Raw genomic sequence first — 16,393 nt, 5'->3', positions numbered from 1 at the left:
TTTCCCGAAAGGTCGACGGCCGGAATGTCGCCGCGCCAGTGGGTTGGCTTAGCTGTCTTCCTGGCGCATGGCGTCGAGATCCACATCGATATCGTCGCTGACGATCTGGCCGGTCTCATCGCTGATCGACGGCGTCTCGCTGGCTTCGAGATAATCGCGCGCGACGGCGACCGTGCCCGTTTCCAGATCAACCGCCGGAACAGCCGCCTTGGTGAAGGGGATCAGCCGCACGCCTTTGACGCCCGGAATATTCGCCACCTCGAGCAAGTCGCCGGCGCCGAAATTATAGACCGCCTTCACCTTGCCCATGGCCGCGCCGGCTTCATCGAAAACTGCAAGTCCCACAAGATCGTCGAGATAAAACTCGTCTTCTTCCGGTTCGGGCAGGGCGGCGCGGTCAACATAGAGCCGCACGCCTTTAAGGCTTTCGGCGTCTTCGCGGCTTTTGATCTCCGGCGCGCTGGCGATGATGAAATCGCCTTTCAGCGCCCGCACGAATTTCAGCGTAAAGCGCCGCGCGCCGTCTTCGGTTTCAAGCACGCCGTAATCGGCGATGTTTTCCGGCGCCTCGGTGAAGGTTTTGACCTTGGTCTCGCCCTTCACCCCATGGGCTCCGGCGAAGGCGCCGAGACAAGCGCGCGCCTTGGCGCGCTGCTTTGGTGGTGTCGCCGCCGCGCTCATTCCGCCGGCTCCGGCGCATGTTCGCCGACGCCGAACAATTTGCCCTTTTCCGTCCACAGAACGACGATGAGCGACAACACGCCAAGCGCGATAAAGCCGATCACCATGGGCGTTGTGGTGCCGTCATAGCGGCCGCCGATCACGCCGCCGAAAAATCCGGCAATGGTGGTGCCGGCGAAACCGTTCAGCGCGGCGCCCGCGCCGGCATTGTGGCCCATGGGCTCCATGGCGAGGGCGGTGGCGTTCGGTCCGATCAGGCCGAGCGCCAGAAACGACGCCATCATGCAAATGACAAAGACCGTCAGGTTTTCGCCGACCGTCGCGATCGCCAGCAGGTGGAGACAGTTCGCCGCGATCAGCACAAACAGCGCAGTATGGGAAAGCCGCCGCATGCCGAAGCGCGACACCATGCGCGAATTCATCAGCGATGAAACTGCAAATGCGCTGGCGATGCAGGCGAAGACCAATGCAAACGCGTCGCCCAATTCGAATATCTCCAAGAATATCTGTTCGGCGGAACTGATATAGCTGAAAACCGCGCCGAACACGCATGACGAGGCCAGCGTATAGCCGAGGGAGATGCGGTTGCGCACAAACACCATATAGGACGCGGCGATGGTCTGGACCTGAAGCGGCTTTCTGTCTTCCGGCGCCATGGTCTCCGGCATTCTGAAGGCAGCCCAGATGGCGAAGATCGCGCCATAGGCGAGCAGGCCGAGAAAGATCCAGCGCCATGGCGCGAAGAAGAGGAAGATCTGGCCAATGCCCGGCGCTAGGATCGGCGCCGCCATAAAGATCGTGATGGCGAGGGACATGACTTCCGCCATTCGCCGGCCCGAACATTGATCGCGCACGACCGCGACGGCGGAGACGCGCGTTGCGGCTGTCGCAATACCCTGAAAGGCGCGCGCCGCCAGCAGCAGCATGAAGGACGGCGCGACAACGCAAAGCAGCGAGCCGACCGTATAACCCGCCAGCGACCACATCAAAACGCGCTTGCGTCCAAAGCGGTCGACAATCGGGCCGAAGAATAATTGCGCGATCCCGTTAGCGAGAACATAGACGATGATGATCAACTGACGGTCATTCGGATGCGCCGCGCCCAGCTCGTCGCCGATGATGCCTAATGCGGGCAGCATCATGTCGACGGCGAGCGCGTTCAACGCCATCGCCGCCGCGACGATGGCGACGAGTTCGACGAAAGGCAGGTGGGGCTGGGGGCGGCTGGCTTGTGTCATAGGGCGGACCTACGCGCGCGAGGGAGATTTGGCAATAAGAGGGGGATAGGACTTCACCGGAAACGCCGTTAGGGTTCCGATCCTGAAAAAGGGCGCGAAACAGCGCCCGAAAAAGTCCCGCATGGGAGGGAGCAACATGAACAAAGATGAACCGGCGACGTCCGGCGACCGCGCTGCGCTTTATTGGCGCGAAAATGTAAGACTGCTCTGCACGCTGCTTGCGATCTGGTTCGCCGTCTCCTTCGGCGCCGGCGTGCTGTTTGTCGATGCGCTCAACACGATCCGCATTGGCGGCTTCAAGCTCGGTTTCTGGTTCGCCCAGCAAGGCTCGATCATCATCTTTGTAATCTTGATCTTTGTGTACGCCGCACGAATGAGCGCGCTCGAAAAGCGCCTTGGCGTCAGCGACGAATAGGCGGCATGGCATGAACGCGCAGACCCTCACCTTCATCTTTGTCGGACTTTCCTTCGCGCTTTATATCGGCATCGCGATCTGGTCGCGGGCGCGCTCGACCTCCGAGTTTTATGTTGCGGGCGGGCATATTCACCCGGTCGCGAATGGCATGGCGACAGCCGCGGACTGGATGAGCGCGGCGTCCTTCATCTCCATGGCGGGGATCATCGCTTTCGCCGGTTATGATGCGAGCGTCTATTTGATGGGCTGGACCGGCGGCTATGTGTTGCTGGCGCTGTTGCTCGCGCCATATCTGCGCAAATTCGGACAGTTCACTGTGCCGGACTTCATTGGCGAGCGTTATTATTCAAAAGCGGCGCGGGTTGTCGCAGTCATCTGCCTGATCGTTGTTTCCTTCACCTATATCGCCGGACAGATGCGCGGCGTCGGCGTTGTCTTCTCCCGGTTCCTAGAAATGCCGATTGAATGGGGCGTCGTCACCGGCATGTGCGTCGTCTTCTTTTACGCCGTGCTCGGCGGGATGAAGGGCATCACCTATACGCAGGTGGCGCAATATTGCGTGTTGATGTTCGCCTATCTGGTCCCGGCGATTTTTATCTCGATGCTGATGACCGGCAATCCCGTCCCGCAGCTTGGGCTCGGCTCGAATGTGGCGGGTGAAACGATTTCGGTGCTCGACAAGCTCGATGCGTCTTTGGTCGATCTCGGCTTTGCGGCCTTTACCGAAGGGACCAAATCAAAGATCGATATATTCGCCATCACGCTGGCGCTAATGGTCGGCACGGCCGGCCTGCCCCATGTGATTGTGCGGTTTTTCACCGTGCCGAAAATGTCTGACGCGCGCAAATCCGCCGGTTATGCGCTGGTTTTCATCGCGCTGCTTTATCTGACGGCGCCGGCGGTGGGCGCTTTTGCGCGCCTCAATTTCATCGATAGCGTCAACGAGAAATCCTATGCGGAAGCGCCGCAATGGGTGAAAAGCTGGGAGGGCATCGGCCTGATCGCCTGGCTCGATAAAAACGGCGATGGCGTCATTCAATATGGCCCCGGCGAGCCTTTTGAGGGCCGCACAGAATTCACCGGCGAGACCGGCAAGCATGGCGAACGGCTGGTCGCCAATGCGCCAAGCGCGAACAGCAATGAAATTCTGGTGGATCGCGACATCATGGTGCTCGCCAATCCGGAGATCGCGGGATTGCCCGGCTGGGTGATTGCGCTGGTCGCGGCTGGCGGCGTGGCGGCGGCGCTGTCGACGGCGGCGGGGTTGTTGCTGGTCATCTCCACCTCGATCAGTCACGACCTGCTGAAGAAAACATTCCGCCCACAGATTACCGATAAAACCGAATTGCTGGCGGCGCGCGGGGCGGCGGCTGCGGCGATCCTGGTGGCTGGCTATCTGGGCATCAATCCGCCCGGTTTCGTGGCGCAGGTGGTGGCGCTTGCGTTCGGGCTGGCGGCGTCTTCGCTCTTCCCGGCGATTCTGATGGGCATCTTCTTCAAAGGCGTCAATCGCGAAGGGGCGATTGCGGGGATGGTCGCGGGGCTGGTCTTCACGCTCTCTTACATCATCTATTTCAAGTCGCCCTGGTTCGGCGCGGTGAATGAGGCGCAGCACTGGCTGTTCGGCATATCGCCGGAAGGGATCGGCGCGGTGGGCATGCTGGTGAATTTCGCCATCGCCATCGCCGTCTCCAGCTTTACGAAGCCGACGCCGCAATCGGTGCGCGCCATGGTGGACGGCATCAGGATGCCGGCGTCAGCGAAAAGCTAATGCGTTAGTCTTCAAGACCGGCGGCTTTAAGCGCGCGCTCGCGGTCAGCGCTTGATGAAATGTCGCGCGCGGCGCGCTCATAAGCGGCAAGCAGCGCCGGCGCCGTCTTGGCGCGGTCTGCAAGGCCTTCCAGCGCAAGGCGGCGATCATTGTCCGAGCTGATTTGCTGTGTCGCATCGATCAGTGCGAGCGCGATGGCGTCGGGGACGCCGTCCTTGTCCGCCGCGTCGGAAATCACCAGACGAAGATCGTGATCTGAGTCGATGGAAGACAAGGCTTCGATCCAGGCGGTCGCCGCCGGGCTTTCATCTGTCAGGAACGGCGATGTTTCATTCAGCAGAAGACGCAAATCGTGATCGCTGTCGATGCGCGTGGCCGCGAGGGTGATCAATTGCGCCGCGGTTTGCGCCGTCATGGTCTTTTGATCGAGCAAGGCTTCCGCCGCCCGGCGCAAATCATGGTCGCTTTCAATGCGATCCATCAGGCCAATCGCCAGGCTGATCGATGCGGCGTTCATGGGTTTTTCGGCGACATTCTCAATCAGGCGCCGCAAATCATAGGCGCTCTCGATCCGGCCCGCCGCTTCCAGGATCATCGGCGCGTCTTGCGGCGTGATGGTTTCATTGTCGAGAATGGCGCTGAGCGCCTGGCGCAAATCATCATCGCTTTCGATGGATTTGAGGGCGTCCAGCAGCGCGCGCAATTCATCGGAATTCAAATCGGTCTGGGCGGTCAGTTCCGCGGCGTAGCGCTCGCGCGCATGGTCGCCATAAACGGCGCTGATTTTTTCAATGACGGCGAGGGGGCCTCCCTGACGCAGCAAAATCTCCACGCGCGCCGGCGCTTTTACACCGCTGGCGCCGAGAAAGGCGTCCAGCAGCGCCTTGGCGGCGGCGTCGGTTTCCGCGTTGTTGTCCTGCTTTTGGCCGTCGCGAAAATAGGTTCGCTTAACGCCGTCATTTTCGCGCTCAAACAGGATGCGCTCGGTGTGTTCATGTTGCGTGCGGGTGATCTCCAGCTTGCGGTCAAGACTGGCGATGTCGTCGCCCTCTTCGCTCAGCGCATAATCGCCGCGCCAGCTTGCCTTGATTTTCAGGCCATCCTGATTGAGCGAGAACTCGCCGCGATCGCCGCTGACCACATGGCGCACGCCTTCGCTGTCGTCGGTTGCAATCCCGACGGGCGTTTGCTGATCGCCAATCGCAGCGCTGTAAAAAGCCGCCAGCAAGATGGCGCCGACTACCAGGGCGCCCAATGTTCTCAGGCTGTTCATGCGCCATTCCTTCACTGAAAATCGCAGCCCATGCTAGTGCGGCCGGGCGCGAAAATCCATCGCCTCACCGCTTATTCCGGGCGATCCTCCGGCGCGGCGGCGCCGGCGGCGAGATAGTCCGCCGTACGCATTTCCATCAGCCGCGACGCGGTGCGTTCGAATTCGAAGGCGCCATGCCCTTGCGGGTATAGGTCGTCAGGTTCGCCCGCCGCGGAGCAGACCAGCTTCACCCGGGCATCGTAAAGCGCATCGATGAGCGTTGAAAAACGTTGCGCTTCGTTACGCTGCTCCGGCCCCATGACCGGAATATGATCGAGAAACAGCGCTCCATAGCGCCGCGTGAGCGCCAGATAATCCGATGCGCCCAGTGGGGTTTCGCATAGCTCGGCAAAGGTGAATCGCGCCGCGCCGCGCGCCGCGCGCGGGACGGTCAGTATGCGTCCCTTTACCTGTAGCTTCTCGGGATGCGCCCGCCCGCCGCTCAACATGCGCGCCCAAGCGGCGTCCATGGCGCGGTCGGCAGGCTCGCCGAGCGGGGTGTAATAAACCGGCGCGGCTGTCAGTTTGGCCAGCCGGTAATCCTGCGCCGATTGTAACTCCAGAATATCGAGCGTTGACTTTAGCGTCTCGATGAAGGGCGTAAAAAGCTGCCGGTTCAGCCCGTCGCGATAGAGGTCGTCCGGCGCGCGGTTCGAGGTGGCGACGACCACGGCGCCGCGCGCAAACAGCGCCGAAAACAAGCGGCCGAGGATCATTGCATCGGCGATGTCGGTGACGTGAAACTCATCGAAGCACAACAGCAGGGCGTCCTGCGCCAGATCATAGGCGACCGGCGGCATGGGATCATCGGGGGAGGCGCGGTTATGAGCTTTGTGCCGGCGCTTTTCGCTCTCGGGGAGGGCGCGCCAGGCGGCGATGCGGTCATGGGTTTCGGCCATGAATTCATGGAAATGCACGCGGCGCTTGCGGGCGAAATGCGTGTTGTTGAAGAACAGGTCCATGAGCAGCGTTTTGCCGCGCCCGACGCCGCCCCACAGATAGACGCCCTTTGGCGGGTCTTTTCGCGCGCTGAGCCAACCAAGCAGGCTCCCGCTCGCGGGGCCTTTGTAATGTTTGAGATCGTCATGCAGCACTTGCAGCCGGTCCGCCGCAGCTTCCTGCGCCGGATCGTTCGCCAGTTCGCCCGCTTCGACGAGCGCGTCATATCGCGGGCGCGGCCCCTTCATCATGCTTGCGCTATAAGCTGCTTGGGCGCCGCCGTCACGCCTTATGACATCAGTCCTGCGGCGTCGGAGAGTCTCCGGCGGGGAAATGCCGCTGCGTGGCGTTGGCGAAAGCCACCAGCGAGAGCATGACCGGGACTTCGACCAGCACCCCGACTACGGTCGCAAGGGCGGCGCCGGAGTCGAGTCCGAACAGGGAGATTGCGACCGCAACCGCCAGTTCAAAAAAGTTCGACGTGCCGATCAGCGCGCAGGGGGCGGCGATATTGAACGGGATGCGCCAGATCCAGGCGGCGCCATAGGCGACGGCGAACACTCCATAGGACTGAATCAGCAGCGGGACGGCGATCAAGGCGATGACCAGCGGCCGGTCGAGAATGACCTGACCCTGAAAACCGAACAACAGCACGACCGTGGCGAGCAGGCCGACAATGGAATAGGGCTTGAGGCGCGCGGTAAAGGCGGTGATCGCCGCTTCGCCGCCATGCCGGTCAAGCATGCTGCGCGCGCCCGCGCCTGCAATCAGCGGGATCACCACGTAAAGCGCGACGGAAAGGATCAGCGTTTGCCAGGGCACGGAGATTTCCACCACGCCCAGCAGGAAGGCGACAATCGGCGCGAAGGCGAAGACCATGATCGCGTCATTCACGCTGACTTGCGCAAGCGTATAGGTCGGGTCGCCGCGTGTCAGTTGCGACCAGACAAACACCATCGCGGTGCAGGGCGCGGCGCCGAGCAGGATCAAGCCGGCGATATAGCCTTCCGCATCCTCCGGCGGGATCAGCCCGGCGAAGACATGCTTGAAAAAGACGACCCCAAGCGCCGCCATGGTGAAGGGCTTGATCAGCCAGTTCACGATGAGGGTCACGACCAGCCCCTTGGGCCGCTCGCCAATCCGTTTCAGGCTGGCGAAGTCGACGCCGATCATCATCGGAAAGACCATCGCCCAGATCAGGATGGCGACCGCGAAATTGACATTGGCCGCCTGCCATGACGCCAGCAATTGGAACAGGCCGGGCGTCAGCTTGCCCAGCGCAATCCCGGCGGCGATGCACAGCGCGACCCATAGGGATAAATATCGTTCGAATACGGACAAAGCAGGCGCTCCCCGGTCTATGCGTTGTCGTGCTGCAAAAAGGCGTCAATCTGTGCGCGAATATCGGCGAAGACGCTTGCAAAGGCGGCGCGTTTGTCTTCGTCGCTTCCCTCCACGGCGGCGGGGTCGGGGAACGACCAGTGTAGCTTGCGCGGAGGCGCGCCATTTTGCATCGGCCAGATCGGGCAGACCTCTCCGGCGGCGTTGTCGCAAACGGTGACGACCACATTCATGACCGGCGCGTCGGGTCTGGCGAAGTCATTCCAGCTTTTGGATCGCGCGTCATCGTCTGCGATGGCGATGTCGTTTGCGCGCAATGTTTCTAGCGCGAACGGGTTGACCTTGCCGGTCGGCGTCGAGCCGGCGGAGAAGGCGCGCCAGCGCCCGCTCCCCGCGTGATTCATATAGGCTTCCGCCATGATCGAGCGCGCGGAATTGCCGGTGCATAAAAAGAGGATGTTGCGCATGGCGCGTCACGCGCCGCAGCAGGCGCCGGAACTCGCCGCTGTGGGGTCGGGGCGGGCTTCCTCGCCAAAGGTCTCGCTGTCGCCATGGGTGTGGAACAGTTCCCAGACGGCGCCTTGCGGATCGTGGCTCCAATATTTGTCGCTCTTCGCGTAGCAGCAGGTCGCGTTATCTTCGGCCGCGACCGGGGCCGCCGCCTCGCGCAGGCGTGCGGCGATGGCTTCCAGCCCTTCATTGTCGTCGAGGCTGACGCCGAGATGGTCGACCCCGCTTTTGGCGCCGGGCGCGCCGCGGCTCGACACGGCGAGATTGACCGCCGGATCGTCGACGAGCCAGCGCGCATAGTCGTCTTTGCGCTTTTCCGGCTCTGCGCCGAAGAGCGCGGAGTAATAGCGGATCGACTGTTCGAGGTCGTCGGTGCTGACATGGATATGCAGGCGTTTCATCAGGCGCTCTCCTTGATTACCACATAGGGGCCGCAGAGGCGGCGGTCGCCGCCGCAGCAATCGGCCAGCAGGAAGTCGATCAATTCGCGGATGCCGCCATAATCGGCGGCGTAGATCACCCGGCGTCCATCCTTGCGGGCATGGACGAGGCCGGACCTTTCGAGTTCTTTCAAATGAAAAGACATGGTCGGTGGCGGCACGCCGAGGGTTTCGGCGATTTCGCCCGCCGCCGCCCCGCTCGGGCCGGCTTTGACGAGCATCCTCAGTGTTTCCAGGCGCGCGGATTGGGAAATAGCCGAAAAGGCCTGGACTGCATGTTCAATTTCCATATTTCTATAATTATAGAATAATCAAATTTATGCAACAGAAAAATTGCATGGGGGCGGAATATTCGCTCTTAGCGTTCGGGAAAGGCGCGGCTGCTAGAAGGATGACGAGAAAGCAGAGCCGCGCCGGGGGAGCTCATCCTTGCCATATCGCACACTCGATCCTCAATGCGTGATCGATACGATCGGCGCCTTGCGTCGGCGGATCGGCGAGCGGTTTCCCGATTCCGGGCTGGAGCGGGTGGCGCAGGAGCTGTCCGAAGTGGCGATGCGCTGCGCGCAGGAATCGGAGCGCCTGCGTGATCCGGTGATCCCGATCCGCCTGTCGGTCTATTCGATCTGGGCGCTTGGCGCGGCGGCGGTCGCCTGGATTGCGCTGACGCTGCATTACGACGCCATGGAGTTTGAGGCGGCGAGCCTGGTCCAGGTGCTTGAGCCGGCGATGAACATCGCGGTGCTGGGCGGGCTCGGCGTGCTGACGCTGGGCCGGTTTGAAGAGCGCTGGAAGCGATCAAAGGCGCTCGACTATTTGCATGAGCTGCGCTCGATCGCGCATGTGGTCGACATGCATCAGCTCACCAAGGATCCGTATCGGCGCGCTTTGCCGGCGACGTCCTCGTCGCCTGATGTCAGCATTCAGGGTCCGTTGCTCGAGCGCTATCTCGATTATTGCTCCGAGATGCTGTCGCTGACGGGCAAGCTTGCGGCGTTGTTTGCGCAAAGCTGCCGCGATCCGGAAGTTGTCGCCGGCGCCGGCGACATTGAGCAACTGACCACGGCCTTGTCGCGCAAGATCTGGCAGAAAATCATGGCCTTCTCGCGCTATGACGATGCCGCTGCAAATATCGCCGCAGCCACGCGCGCAGCGCCCGCCCATACTGACTGACGCGCACTCAGGAGTGCGGGCGACAAAAAACCCGGCGACTGTCATCGCCGGGTTTCGTGGGGCTTGCAGGCCCGTTTTGCGAACGACGCTTACTCCGCAGGCTGCAAGGGTCTTGGGTTTTCGCCAGAGAAGTCTGGCCATGCCGGCGATCCGATTTCCGAATCGTCGAGACCTTTGTCTTCTTCGTCAGCGCTGGCTCGAATGCCCACGATCACTTTCAGAAGGATCCAGAGCGCCATGCTGGTGAAGAACACGAAGACAGCGTTTGCACCGATGCCGACCGCCTGGCCGATAAAGCTCGCATCGCTATTGGTGAACGGCACCGCAATCGTGCCCCACATGCCGCAGAAGAGGTGTGCGGGGATGGCGCCGACCACATCGTCGATGCGCGCATATTCAAGCATCGGCGTCACGACGAAGATGATGCCGCCGCCAACCGCGCCGATCATCGCCGCCTGCCAGACAGCAGGCATCAACGGTTCGGCGGTGATAGAGACGAGGCCGCCAATCGCGCCGTTCAGCGCCATGGACAGATCGATCTTCTTTTTCAGGAAGGTGCACAAGATCACCACGGTGAGGACGCCGGTGGCGGCCGCCATATTGGTGTTGACGAAGATGTTCGAGATCGCAATCGAATCGTCAAGCGAGCCGAGCGCAAGCTGCGAACCGCCGTTAAAGCCGAACCAGCCGAGCCAGAGAATGAAGACGCCAAGCGTCGCCAGCGGCAAAGAAGAGCCGCGAATGGTGTTGATCTGACCGTTCGGGCCGTATTTGCCGCGCCGCGGGCCAAGCGCGATCGCGCCGGCCAAAGCCGCCCAGCCGCCAGTGGCGTGCACCAGTGTCGAGCCGGCGAAATCGGAGAAGCCGTAGCGGGCGTCGAGCCAGCCGCCGCCCCATTCCCATGAAGCCTGGATCGGATAGATCAGGCCGGTCAGGACTGCGGTGAACAGGAAGAACGGCCACAGGCGCACGCGTTCAGCGACCGTGCCGGAAACGATGGACGCCGCCGTGGCGACGAACACCATCTGGAAGAACCAGTCCGATGACGCCGAATAGCCGGTGTCGAGCGCTGCGGAATCATCCGCCGACCAGATCGACAGCGTGCCGATATAGCCGCCCGGTTCTCCGCCATAAATGACATTATACCCGATCAGCCAGACCATGACGGTGGCAATGGCGTAGAGCGTGATGTTTTTCAGGCAGATGGTTGCGGCGTTTTTCGACCGCACGAGCCCCGCCTCGAGCATGCAGAAACCGGCCGCCATGAACATGACGACCATGCCCATGATCAGGAAAGAAAGCGTGTTGAAGATAAAGGTTGTGTCCGGCGCCGCCGCTGTAGAGGCCGCAGCCTCCGTTGCGGCTTCAACGGCCTCGACAACTTCGGCTGTCGCCGCCTCGGCGACGGCGGGTTCTTGCGCAAATGCTACGCTCGCAAGTGCGACCGCCGCGAACCCCGCGCTTATTACTAGTTTTATTTTTGACATATGAGCCCCTCACTAAGGAAATTCGGGCGCAAAAAATCATCTGTACAGAGACAATTCCCCACGACCTGAAAGTCATCCGTGCCGTGATGATGCTGAATATACTTTCGCAACGCAACATAAGCGGAGGGGAATATGCGCGATTGTCGCGAAAATAGCCAAATTATGCGAAACATGCGCGATAAACATCCAACTTATTGGTGGTTAATTCCTTTTCGCCTTGGCGCAATGTTGTGCTGCAACAAAGCGGTTGCGGAGCGGGAGTTGCGGCGTATAGACTTTGGCTTGTGCAATGAGTTCGTCCGGCTGGTTTGGGGACCAAGCGGGCGCGCGCATTGCCGTGGGGTTTGCTGTCGGTTTGCCGTGACGAGGGGCGTATGGAAAATCAGGAAGTGGCGACGCTTTTGATGCAGGACATCGAAGCGAACATGACCTATCTGCAAATTGGGGTTCTTGCGGCGGCGTTTATGCTTGCGCTGGTCGGTCTTGTGCTCGCCATGCGCGCTTATGCGGTGCTTAGCGAAGCGCGCCAGCTTTACTGGCAGGCGAGCGCTGCGGGGGCGCTCATTGCAACCGGCGGCGGCGCCCGAACGGCGCGCGCGGAAGCGATCAAGGCGGCAAGTACGAAAAAGAAACTCAAGTCAAACCGCATTCGCGGCACGATCTGACGATCCGTAGACTGATGGTCTGCGCGCTGGCGCTGCAAGAGCGACCGCGAAAGCAGTAAGAATGACATTCCAAAGCACGGTGAGCGTAAGTGCGCTCAGGTGATAATTGGCTACATTCAGCCATGGCTGCCGCGACGGCGCGGCGCGATCTTCAAAAAAGAAAAGCCACTGCAAAACCTGCGTGAGCAGGACAAAGCCCGCAATCGCTCGGATGGTTGAGGCGGCGATTCTTCCGTTAAGGCGCGGGTTGAAAAGTCTTGCGCCAAGGAGGGAGAAAAGGCAGCCATAGATCAGCGCGCTGCCAATGATGGCGAGCATTGGGGTGTCTTCGAACGCTGATGCGCCAAATACGATATTGTAAGGAGTCACGGCGCCGGTAAAAGCCTCACATCCGAAGATGCAGAGGAAAAGTCCAGCGACACGGCGGAAGGGGCGAAATTTGGCGGCTTCTTGATAGCTCGCTCCAGCGGCCGCTTGAAAAGCCAGCCAGCAAAACAATGCATACCCAAAAATGCGCAACACTCCCAATGCTGTTGAAGCCGAGAAGATCATGGCGCGCAGTTGCCCCCACGTATCGTAGTGATAGTTGGGGTGAAGATTGTAAGTCTCGACTATGAAGTTCGAGTGCCAGGTGGTGAAGTAGTCGAATGCCGTCAGAGCGAGAACGATCAGAATAAGATCCCTCCGCTCTCGAAAGAGCATGTGGAAGGCGCTGCTCCAGCTTTGGTAAAAGCCGCTCCGGCGCTCAAGCGTGCGATGGCCGCCGGCGCAAAGCGATGCGAAGGCGCGCCCGCGCGCGGCGGCGAAACGTCTGACGTCCGGATGCATCAATAAAAGAACAGTCAGGCCGATCAGCCCGATCAGGAATTCGCCGGACCTTCCGAAATGCTCCGAAAGGTCCGCTTCCATACCGGCTTACTCCGCTGCTGGCGCGGGCTCGCGCGCGGGGGCCGGTTGACCATCAGCTTCTTGATCTCGGCGATGGCTTTCGCCGGATTCAAATGCTTCGGGCAAACCTGCGCGCAGTTCATGATCGTGTGGCAGCGATACAGCTTGAACTCGTCTTCCAGCTTGTCGAGGCGCTCATTGTCGAGCTGGTCGCGGCTGTCGGCGAGCCAGCGATAGGCCTGCAGCAACGCCGCCGGGCCGAGATATTCATTCTTGTGATCGTCGGTCTCGCCGTTCCACCAGTAAGACGGGCAGGAAGTCGAGCAGCAGGCGCAGAGGATGCACTCATAAAGCCCGTCAAGCTTGGTGCGGTCTTCCGGCGACTGGCGCCATTCCGTATCGGGCTCGGCCGTCTTCGCCTGCAAATAGGGCTCGATATAAGCGTGCTGCTTGTAAAAATTCGACAGGTCGGTGACCAGATCGCGCACCACCGGCTGATGCGGCAGCGGATAGACATGCACATCGCCGTCGCCGCATTCGTCCATGCCCTTGGTGCAGGCGAGCGTGTTGGCGCCGTTGATGTTCATGGCGCAGGACCCGCACACCCCCTCGCGGCAGGAGCGGCGGAAGGACAAGGTCGCGTCGGTTTCGTTCTTAATCTTGATCAGCGCGTCGAGCACCATGGAGACATTCGCGACATCGACTTCATAGCGGTCGACGCTGGGATTGTCCGGCGTTGAAGGGTCGTAGCGATAGACATGGAAGGTGCGGGTCTTCGCCGCCCCGTCCTTGGCTTTCCAGGTCTTGCCTTTTTTGTTGATCTTGGAATTTTTTGGCAGCGTCAGTTCAACCATTGACCTTCAAACCTTGTTCGGGTGGCGTTTCTTATGCCTTATCGCGTCCGCCACACCAATCAAGCTCTTGTGTGAAGCGGATAGACGGCGCATGCGCGCCAGTAGCCGTCACGGGCTCGATCAGATCGGCGTAATCTACTGATTTCACGGGCAGATATAGCACCCCGTCGGCTGATGAAAAGGCCGCGGGCTGTGAAACACCGTCGCAGCGGAAACGAGGCGGGACATTCGGGCGGCGCCATGAAAAAGACCGGAAGAATTCCCGCGCGCGCCGCCTTGGCGCGCCGGTCTCGCCCCAATGATCACGAAAATGAGAGCCTCACCCCAGTTGTGTCAGGGAGAGACCCTCATGTTGCCCCCATATTCCCCCACTATGCCTGCCCCAAGATCGATTTCCGCGATTGCCGTCATCCGCAGTCTTGAGCGGCTTTTCATCGGCCTCGTCATCATCGCCTTGCTGTCGCTGACCGCGGCGCCCTTTGCAAACGCCCAAACTCAGATCCAGACTCAGATCCAGCCCCAGACTCAGGCCCAGGAGCCGCGCCTTGTCCGCCCTGGCGAGGCGACCAGCGGCGTCCTGTTGTTTCCGTCAAATTCCGACGGGCTTTATGTCGAGGCGCCGCTGCTGGCGAGCGATGTCGAGATCACCGTCTCCGGACCGATCGCGCGCACCCGCGTCACCCAGCGTTTCGAGAATGTCAGCGATGGCTGGATCGAAGGCGTCTATGTCTTCCCGATGCCCGATGAAGCGGCGGTCGATACGCTGAAAATGCAGATCGGCGAGCGCTTCATCGAAGGCAAGATTGAAGAAAAACAGAAAGCCAGGGAGATCTACGAAACCGCCAAGCGCGAAGGCAAAAAGGCGAGCCTGCTTGAGCAGGAGCGGCCCAACATCTTCACCAATTCCGTCGCCAATATCGGCCCCGGCGAAACGGTGATCGTGCAAATCGAATATCAGGAAACAGTGAAATATGAGGACGGCCGATTCTCGCTGCGCTTCCCCATGGTTGTCGCGCCGCGTTTCAATCCGCCGGCGCTGATGCATAGTGTGAGCTTTGACGGCGACGCCGGTTGGGGCGCGGTGGACCCGGTTCCTGATCGCGACCGGATCACCCCGCCTGTGCTGCATCCCGATGCGGGTCCGGTTAATCCGGTATCGCTGCGCGTTGACTTGAATGCCGGTTTCCCGCTGGGCGCTGTGACGTCGAGCCATCATCAAATGTCAGAGCATCGCCCGGATGAGAAGAGCGCCATGCTCGTTCTGTCGGAGGAAACCACGCCGGCGGACCGGGATTTCGAACTGGTCTGGTCGCCCAAGCCGGGCGCCGGTCCGAGCGCCGCCCTGTTCACCGAGGAGATTGGCGGCGAGCCTTATTATCTTTTGATGCTGACGCCGCCAAGCGGTGAGGGAAGCGCTGTGCGCAAAGCCCGGGAAGTGACTTTTGTCATCGACATTTCCGGCTCCATGGCGGGCGAGTCGATCCGTCAGGCGCGCGAAAGTCTGCTGCTCGCTTTGCGGCGGCTCCAGCCCGGCGATGCGTTTAATGTCATCGCCTTTAATGACCGTTTCAGCCGCCTGTTCGCAAACCCGCAACCGGTGAATTCGGAAACCATCGGACAGGCGCTGAACTATGTGTCGGCCCTCGACGCCAATGGCGGCACGATGATGCTGCCGGCGCTGGAAGCGGCGCTCACCCAGAACAGCCTTGATGAAAGCCTGTTGCGTCAGGTGGTGTTCCTCACCGATGGCTCAATCGGCAATGAACAGCAATTGTTTGAAGCCATCGGCCGCTTGCGCGGCAAGGCGCGGATTTTCACCGTCGGCATCGGCTCGGCGCCGAACTCCTTTTTCATGTCGCGCGCGGCGGAAATCGGTCAGGGCGCGTTCACCCATATCGGATCAACCTCGCAGGTCGCCGAGCGCATGGGGTCGTTGTTCCAGAAGCTTGAATCCCCGGCGGTCACCAATATCAGGGCGGAATGGCCCGAAGGCGTCGCCGAAATCTGGCCGTCGCCGATCCCCGATCTCTATAAGGGCGAAACCTTGGTCCTCGCTGCGCGCGGATCAGGCGATTTGGGCGTGCTGAAAATCTCCGCTGAAACCGGCGATGCGCCCTGGAGCGTGGAAACGCCCCTGCATGGCGCGAGCACCCGCAAGGGCGTGTCGAAATTATGGGCGCGCAAAAAGATCGCCTCGCTCGAGCTTGACCGGTCCCGGCCCGGCGCGGATAGCGCGGCGCTGGACAAGGCTGTGCTTGAAACGGCGCTGGCGCATCATTTGATCAGCAGGCTGACGAGCCTTGTGGCGGTGGATGTGACGCCGTCGCGTCCGTCGGGCGAAGGCATGGCCAGCGTCGATGTCCCGCTCAACCTGCCCAAAGGCTGGGAGTTCGAAAAAGTGTTCGGCGAGAGCGCGGCGCCGATACAGCGCGAGGCTTTCGCGCCCGGCGTCGTCAGGATGCGGCAAGCGTCGATAGATAATGTCGCAGATGTCGCCTCGCAAACCGGCGCCGAGGCGCCGCTGCCGCAAGGGGCGACGCTCGCCGATGTGAAAATGCTTCGCGGCTTCGTGCTGCTTGTGCTCGCGCTGTTGCTGGCGGCGCTTGCAACAGGCTGGCGGCCGGGGAGCTTGATCGCACGGGGCCGCGCATGAGCGCTTCGCGCCTTGCCGCCCCGACA

At 61.1% G+C, this 16,393-nt stretch carries 16 protein-coding genes; 5 read left to right on the top strand and 11 right to left on the bottom strand.

Annotated features, from left to right (window positions below; translation table 11 throughout):
* Positions 1-48 precede the first annotated feature (48 nt).
* Both rimM and AC0L8G_RS01465 read right to left on the bottom strand, forming a co-directional pair.
* Positions 49-681, bottom strand: a complete 633-nt coding sequence (rimM, locus tag AC0L8G_RS01470; RefSeq protein WP_473386213.1) for a ribosome maturation factor RimM — start codon at positions 679-681, stop codon at positions 49-51.
* Positions 678-1,919 (bottom strand): multidrug effflux MFS transporter, encoded by a 1,242-nt coding sequence (locus AC0L8G_RS01465; protein ID WP_473386212.1) that lies wholly within the window; start codon positions 1,917-1,919, stop codon positions 678-680. The genes rimM and AC0L8G_RS01465 overlap by 4 nt, the downstream gene beginning before the upstream one ends.
* A 136-nt stretch (positions 1,920-2,055) precedes the next feature.
* On the opposite strand from AC0L8G_RS01465, the gene AC0L8G_RS01460 reads away from it, so the two are divergent.
* On the top strand, positions 2,056-2,334 hold the full coding sequence (locus AC0L8G_RS01460; protein ID WP_473386211.1) for a DUF4212 domain-containing protein: 279 nt from the start codon (positions 2,056-2,058) through the stop codon (positions 2,332-2,334).
* A gap of 10 nt (positions 2,335-2,344) precedes the next feature.
* Complete coding sequence (locus AC0L8G_RS01455; protein ID WP_473386210.1) at positions 2,345-4,105, top strand: sodium:solute symporter family protein; 1,761 nt, start codon at positions 2,345-2,347, stop codon at positions 4,103-4,105.
* A 4-nt stretch (positions 4,106-4,109) separates the two neighbouring features.
* On the opposite strand, the gene AC0L8G_RS01450 is transcribed toward AC0L8G_RS01455, so the two are convergent.
* From AC0L8G_RS01450 to AC0L8G_RS01425, 6 genes are all read right to left on the bottom strand, one after another.
* Positions 4,110-5,378: a hypothetical protein gene (locus AC0L8G_RS01450; RefSeq protein WP_473386209.1), complete on the bottom strand. Its 1,269-nt coding sequence runs from the start codon at positions 5,376-5,378 to the stop codon at positions 4,110-4,112.
* Between the two features lie 71 nt (positions 5,379-5,449).
* Positions 5,450-6,607 (bottom strand): cell division protein ZapE, encoded by a 1,158-nt coding sequence (zapE, locus tag AC0L8G_RS01445; RefSeq protein ID WP_473386208.1) that lies wholly within the window; start codon positions 6,605-6,607, stop codon positions 5,450-5,452.
* Between the two features lie 46 nt (positions 6,608-6,653).
* Complete coding sequence (gene arsB, locus AC0L8G_RS01440; RefSeq protein WP_473386207.1) at positions 6,654-7,697, bottom strand: ACR3 family arsenite efflux transporter; 1,044 nt, start codon at positions 7,695-7,697, stop codon at positions 6,654-6,656.
* A gap of 17 nt (positions 7,698-7,714) precedes the next feature.
* Entirely contained in the window at positions 7,715-8,164 is a 450-nt protein-coding gene (locus AC0L8G_RS01435) for an arsenate reductase ArsC (protein ID WP_473386206.1), read from the bottom strand.
* A gap of 6 nt (positions 8,165-8,170) precedes the next feature.
* Entirely contained in the window at positions 8,171-8,608 is a 438-nt protein-coding gene (locus AC0L8G_RS01430) for an ArsI/CadI family heavy metal resistance metalloenzyme (RefSeq protein WP_473386205.1), read from the bottom strand.
* Entirely contained in the window at positions 8,608-8,868 is a 261-nt protein-coding gene (locus AC0L8G_RS01425) for an ArsR/SmtB family transcription factor (protein WP_473386204.1), read from the bottom strand. Before AC0L8G_RS01425 ends, AC0L8G_RS01430 begins: the two co-directional genes overlap by 1 nt.
* Positions 8,869-9,076: 208 nt before the next feature.
* Between AC0L8G_RS01425 and AC0L8G_RS01420 the strand changes: the two genes are divergently transcribed.
* A complete protein-coding gene (locus AC0L8G_RS01420; protein WP_473386203.1) occupies positions 9,077-9,820 on the top strand; it encodes a hypothetical protein in 744 nt (247 codons plus the stop codon).
* Positions 9,821-9,909: 89 nt separating this feature from the next.
* On the opposite strand, the gene AC0L8G_RS01415 is transcribed toward AC0L8G_RS01420, so the two are convergent.
* Positions 9,910-11,307: an ammonium transporter family protein gene (locus tag AC0L8G_RS01415; protein ID WP_473386202.1), complete on the bottom strand. Its 1,398-nt coding sequence runs from the start codon at positions 11,305-11,307 to the stop codon at positions 9,910-9,912.
* 374 nt (positions 11,308-11,681) lie between these two features.
* Between AC0L8G_RS01415 and AC0L8G_RS01410 the strand changes: the two genes are divergently transcribed.
* On the top strand, positions 11,682-11,972 hold the full coding sequence (locus tag AC0L8G_RS01410; protein ID WP_473386201.1) for a hypothetical protein: 291 nt from the start codon (positions 11,682-11,684) through the stop codon (positions 11,970-11,972).
* Here the strand turns inward: AC0L8G_RS01410 and AC0L8G_RS01405 are convergent.
* A complete protein-coding gene (locus AC0L8G_RS01405; protein ID WP_473386200.1) occupies positions 11,946-12,674 on the bottom strand; it encodes a hypothetical protein in 729 nt (242 codons plus the stop codon). The two genes, AC0L8G_RS01410 and AC0L8G_RS01405, sit on opposite strands and share 27 nt — an antisense overlap.
* A 158-nt stretch (positions 12,675-12,832) precedes the next feature.
* Positions 12,833-13,714: a succinate dehydrogenase iron-sulfur subunit gene (locus tag AC0L8G_RS01400; RefSeq protein WP_473386199.1), complete on the bottom strand. Its 882-nt coding sequence runs from the start codon at positions 13,712-13,714 to the stop codon at positions 12,833-12,835.
* A gap of 349 nt (positions 13,715-14,063) precedes the next feature.
* On the opposite strand from AC0L8G_RS01400, the gene AC0L8G_RS01395 reads away from it, so the two are divergent.
* Entirely contained in the window at positions 14,064-16,367 is a 2,304-nt protein-coding gene (locus tag AC0L8G_RS01395) for a marine proteobacterial sortase target protein (RefSeq protein ID WP_473386198.1), read from the top strand.
* Positions 16,368-16,393: the final 26 nt, after the last annotated feature.

It is taken from the genome of Hyphococcus sp. D3-15, from assembly GCF_055809375.1.
Note: the sequence above shows the minus strand (reverse complement) of the source record. Positions and strands in the feature narration are given on the sequence as shown.

What these genes read in the sequence shown, in the direction of transcription:
- AC0L8G_RS01465 (WP_473386212.1), bottom strand. Translation starts at nt 1,919, where the DNA reads ATGACACAAGCCAGCCGCCCCCAGCCCCACCTGCCTTTCGTCGAACTC.
- AC0L8G_RS01400 (WP_473386199.1), bottom strand. Translation starts at nt 13,714, where the DNA reads ATGGTTGAACTGACGCTGCCAAAAAATTCCAAGATCAACAAAAAAGGC.
- AC0L8G_RS01450 (WP_473386209.1), bottom strand. Translation starts at nt 5,378, where the DNA reads ATGAACAGCCTGAGAACATTGGGCGCCCTGGTAGTCGGCGCCATCTTG.
- zapE (WP_473386208.1), bottom strand. Translation starts at nt 6,607, where the DNA reads ATGATGAAGGGGCCGCGCCCGCGATATGACGCGCTCGTCGAAGCGGGC.
- AC0L8G_RS01405 (WP_473386200.1), bottom strand. Translation starts at nt 12,674, where the DNA reads ATGCTCTTTCGAGAGCGGAGGGATCTTATTCTGATCGTTCTCGCTCTG.
- rimM (WP_473386213.1), bottom strand. Translation starts at nt 681, where the DNA reads ATGAGCGCGGCGGCGACACCACCAAAGCAGCGCGCCAAGGCGCGCGCT.
- AC0L8G_RS01425 (WP_473386204.1), bottom strand. Translation starts at nt 8,868, where the DNA reads ATGCTCGTCAAAGCCGGCCCGAGCGGGGCGGCGGCGGGCGAAATCGCC.
- AC0L8G_RS01435 (WP_473386206.1), bottom strand. Translation starts at nt 8,164, where the DNA reads ATGCGCAACATCCTCTTTTTATGCACCGGCAATTCCGCGCGCTCGATC.
- AC0L8G_RS01410 (WP_473386201.1), top strand. Translation starts at nt 11,682, where the DNA reads ATGGAAAATCAGGAAGTGGCGACGCTTTTGATGCAGGACATCGAAGCG.
- AC0L8G_RS01455 (WP_473386210.1), top strand. Translation starts at nt 2,345, where the DNA reads ATGAACGCGCAGACCCTCACCTTCATCTTTGTCGGACTTTCCTTCGCG.
- AC0L8G_RS01460 (WP_473386211.1), top strand. Translation starts at nt 2,056, where the DNA reads ATGAACAAAGATGAACCGGCGACGTCCGGCGACCGCGCTGCGCTTTAT.
- AC0L8G_RS01395 (WP_473386198.1), top strand. Translation starts at nt 14,064, where the DNA reads ATGTTGCCCCCATATTCCCCCACTATGCCTGCCCCAAGATCGATTTCC.
- AC0L8G_RS01430 (WP_473386205.1), bottom strand. Translation starts at nt 8,608, where the DNA reads ATGAAACGCCTGCATATCCATGTCAGCACCGACGACCTCGAACAGTCG.
- AC0L8G_RS01415 (WP_473386202.1), bottom strand. Translation starts at nt 11,307, where the DNA reads ATGTCAAAAATAAAACTAGTAATAAGCGCGGGGTTCGCGGCGGTCGCA.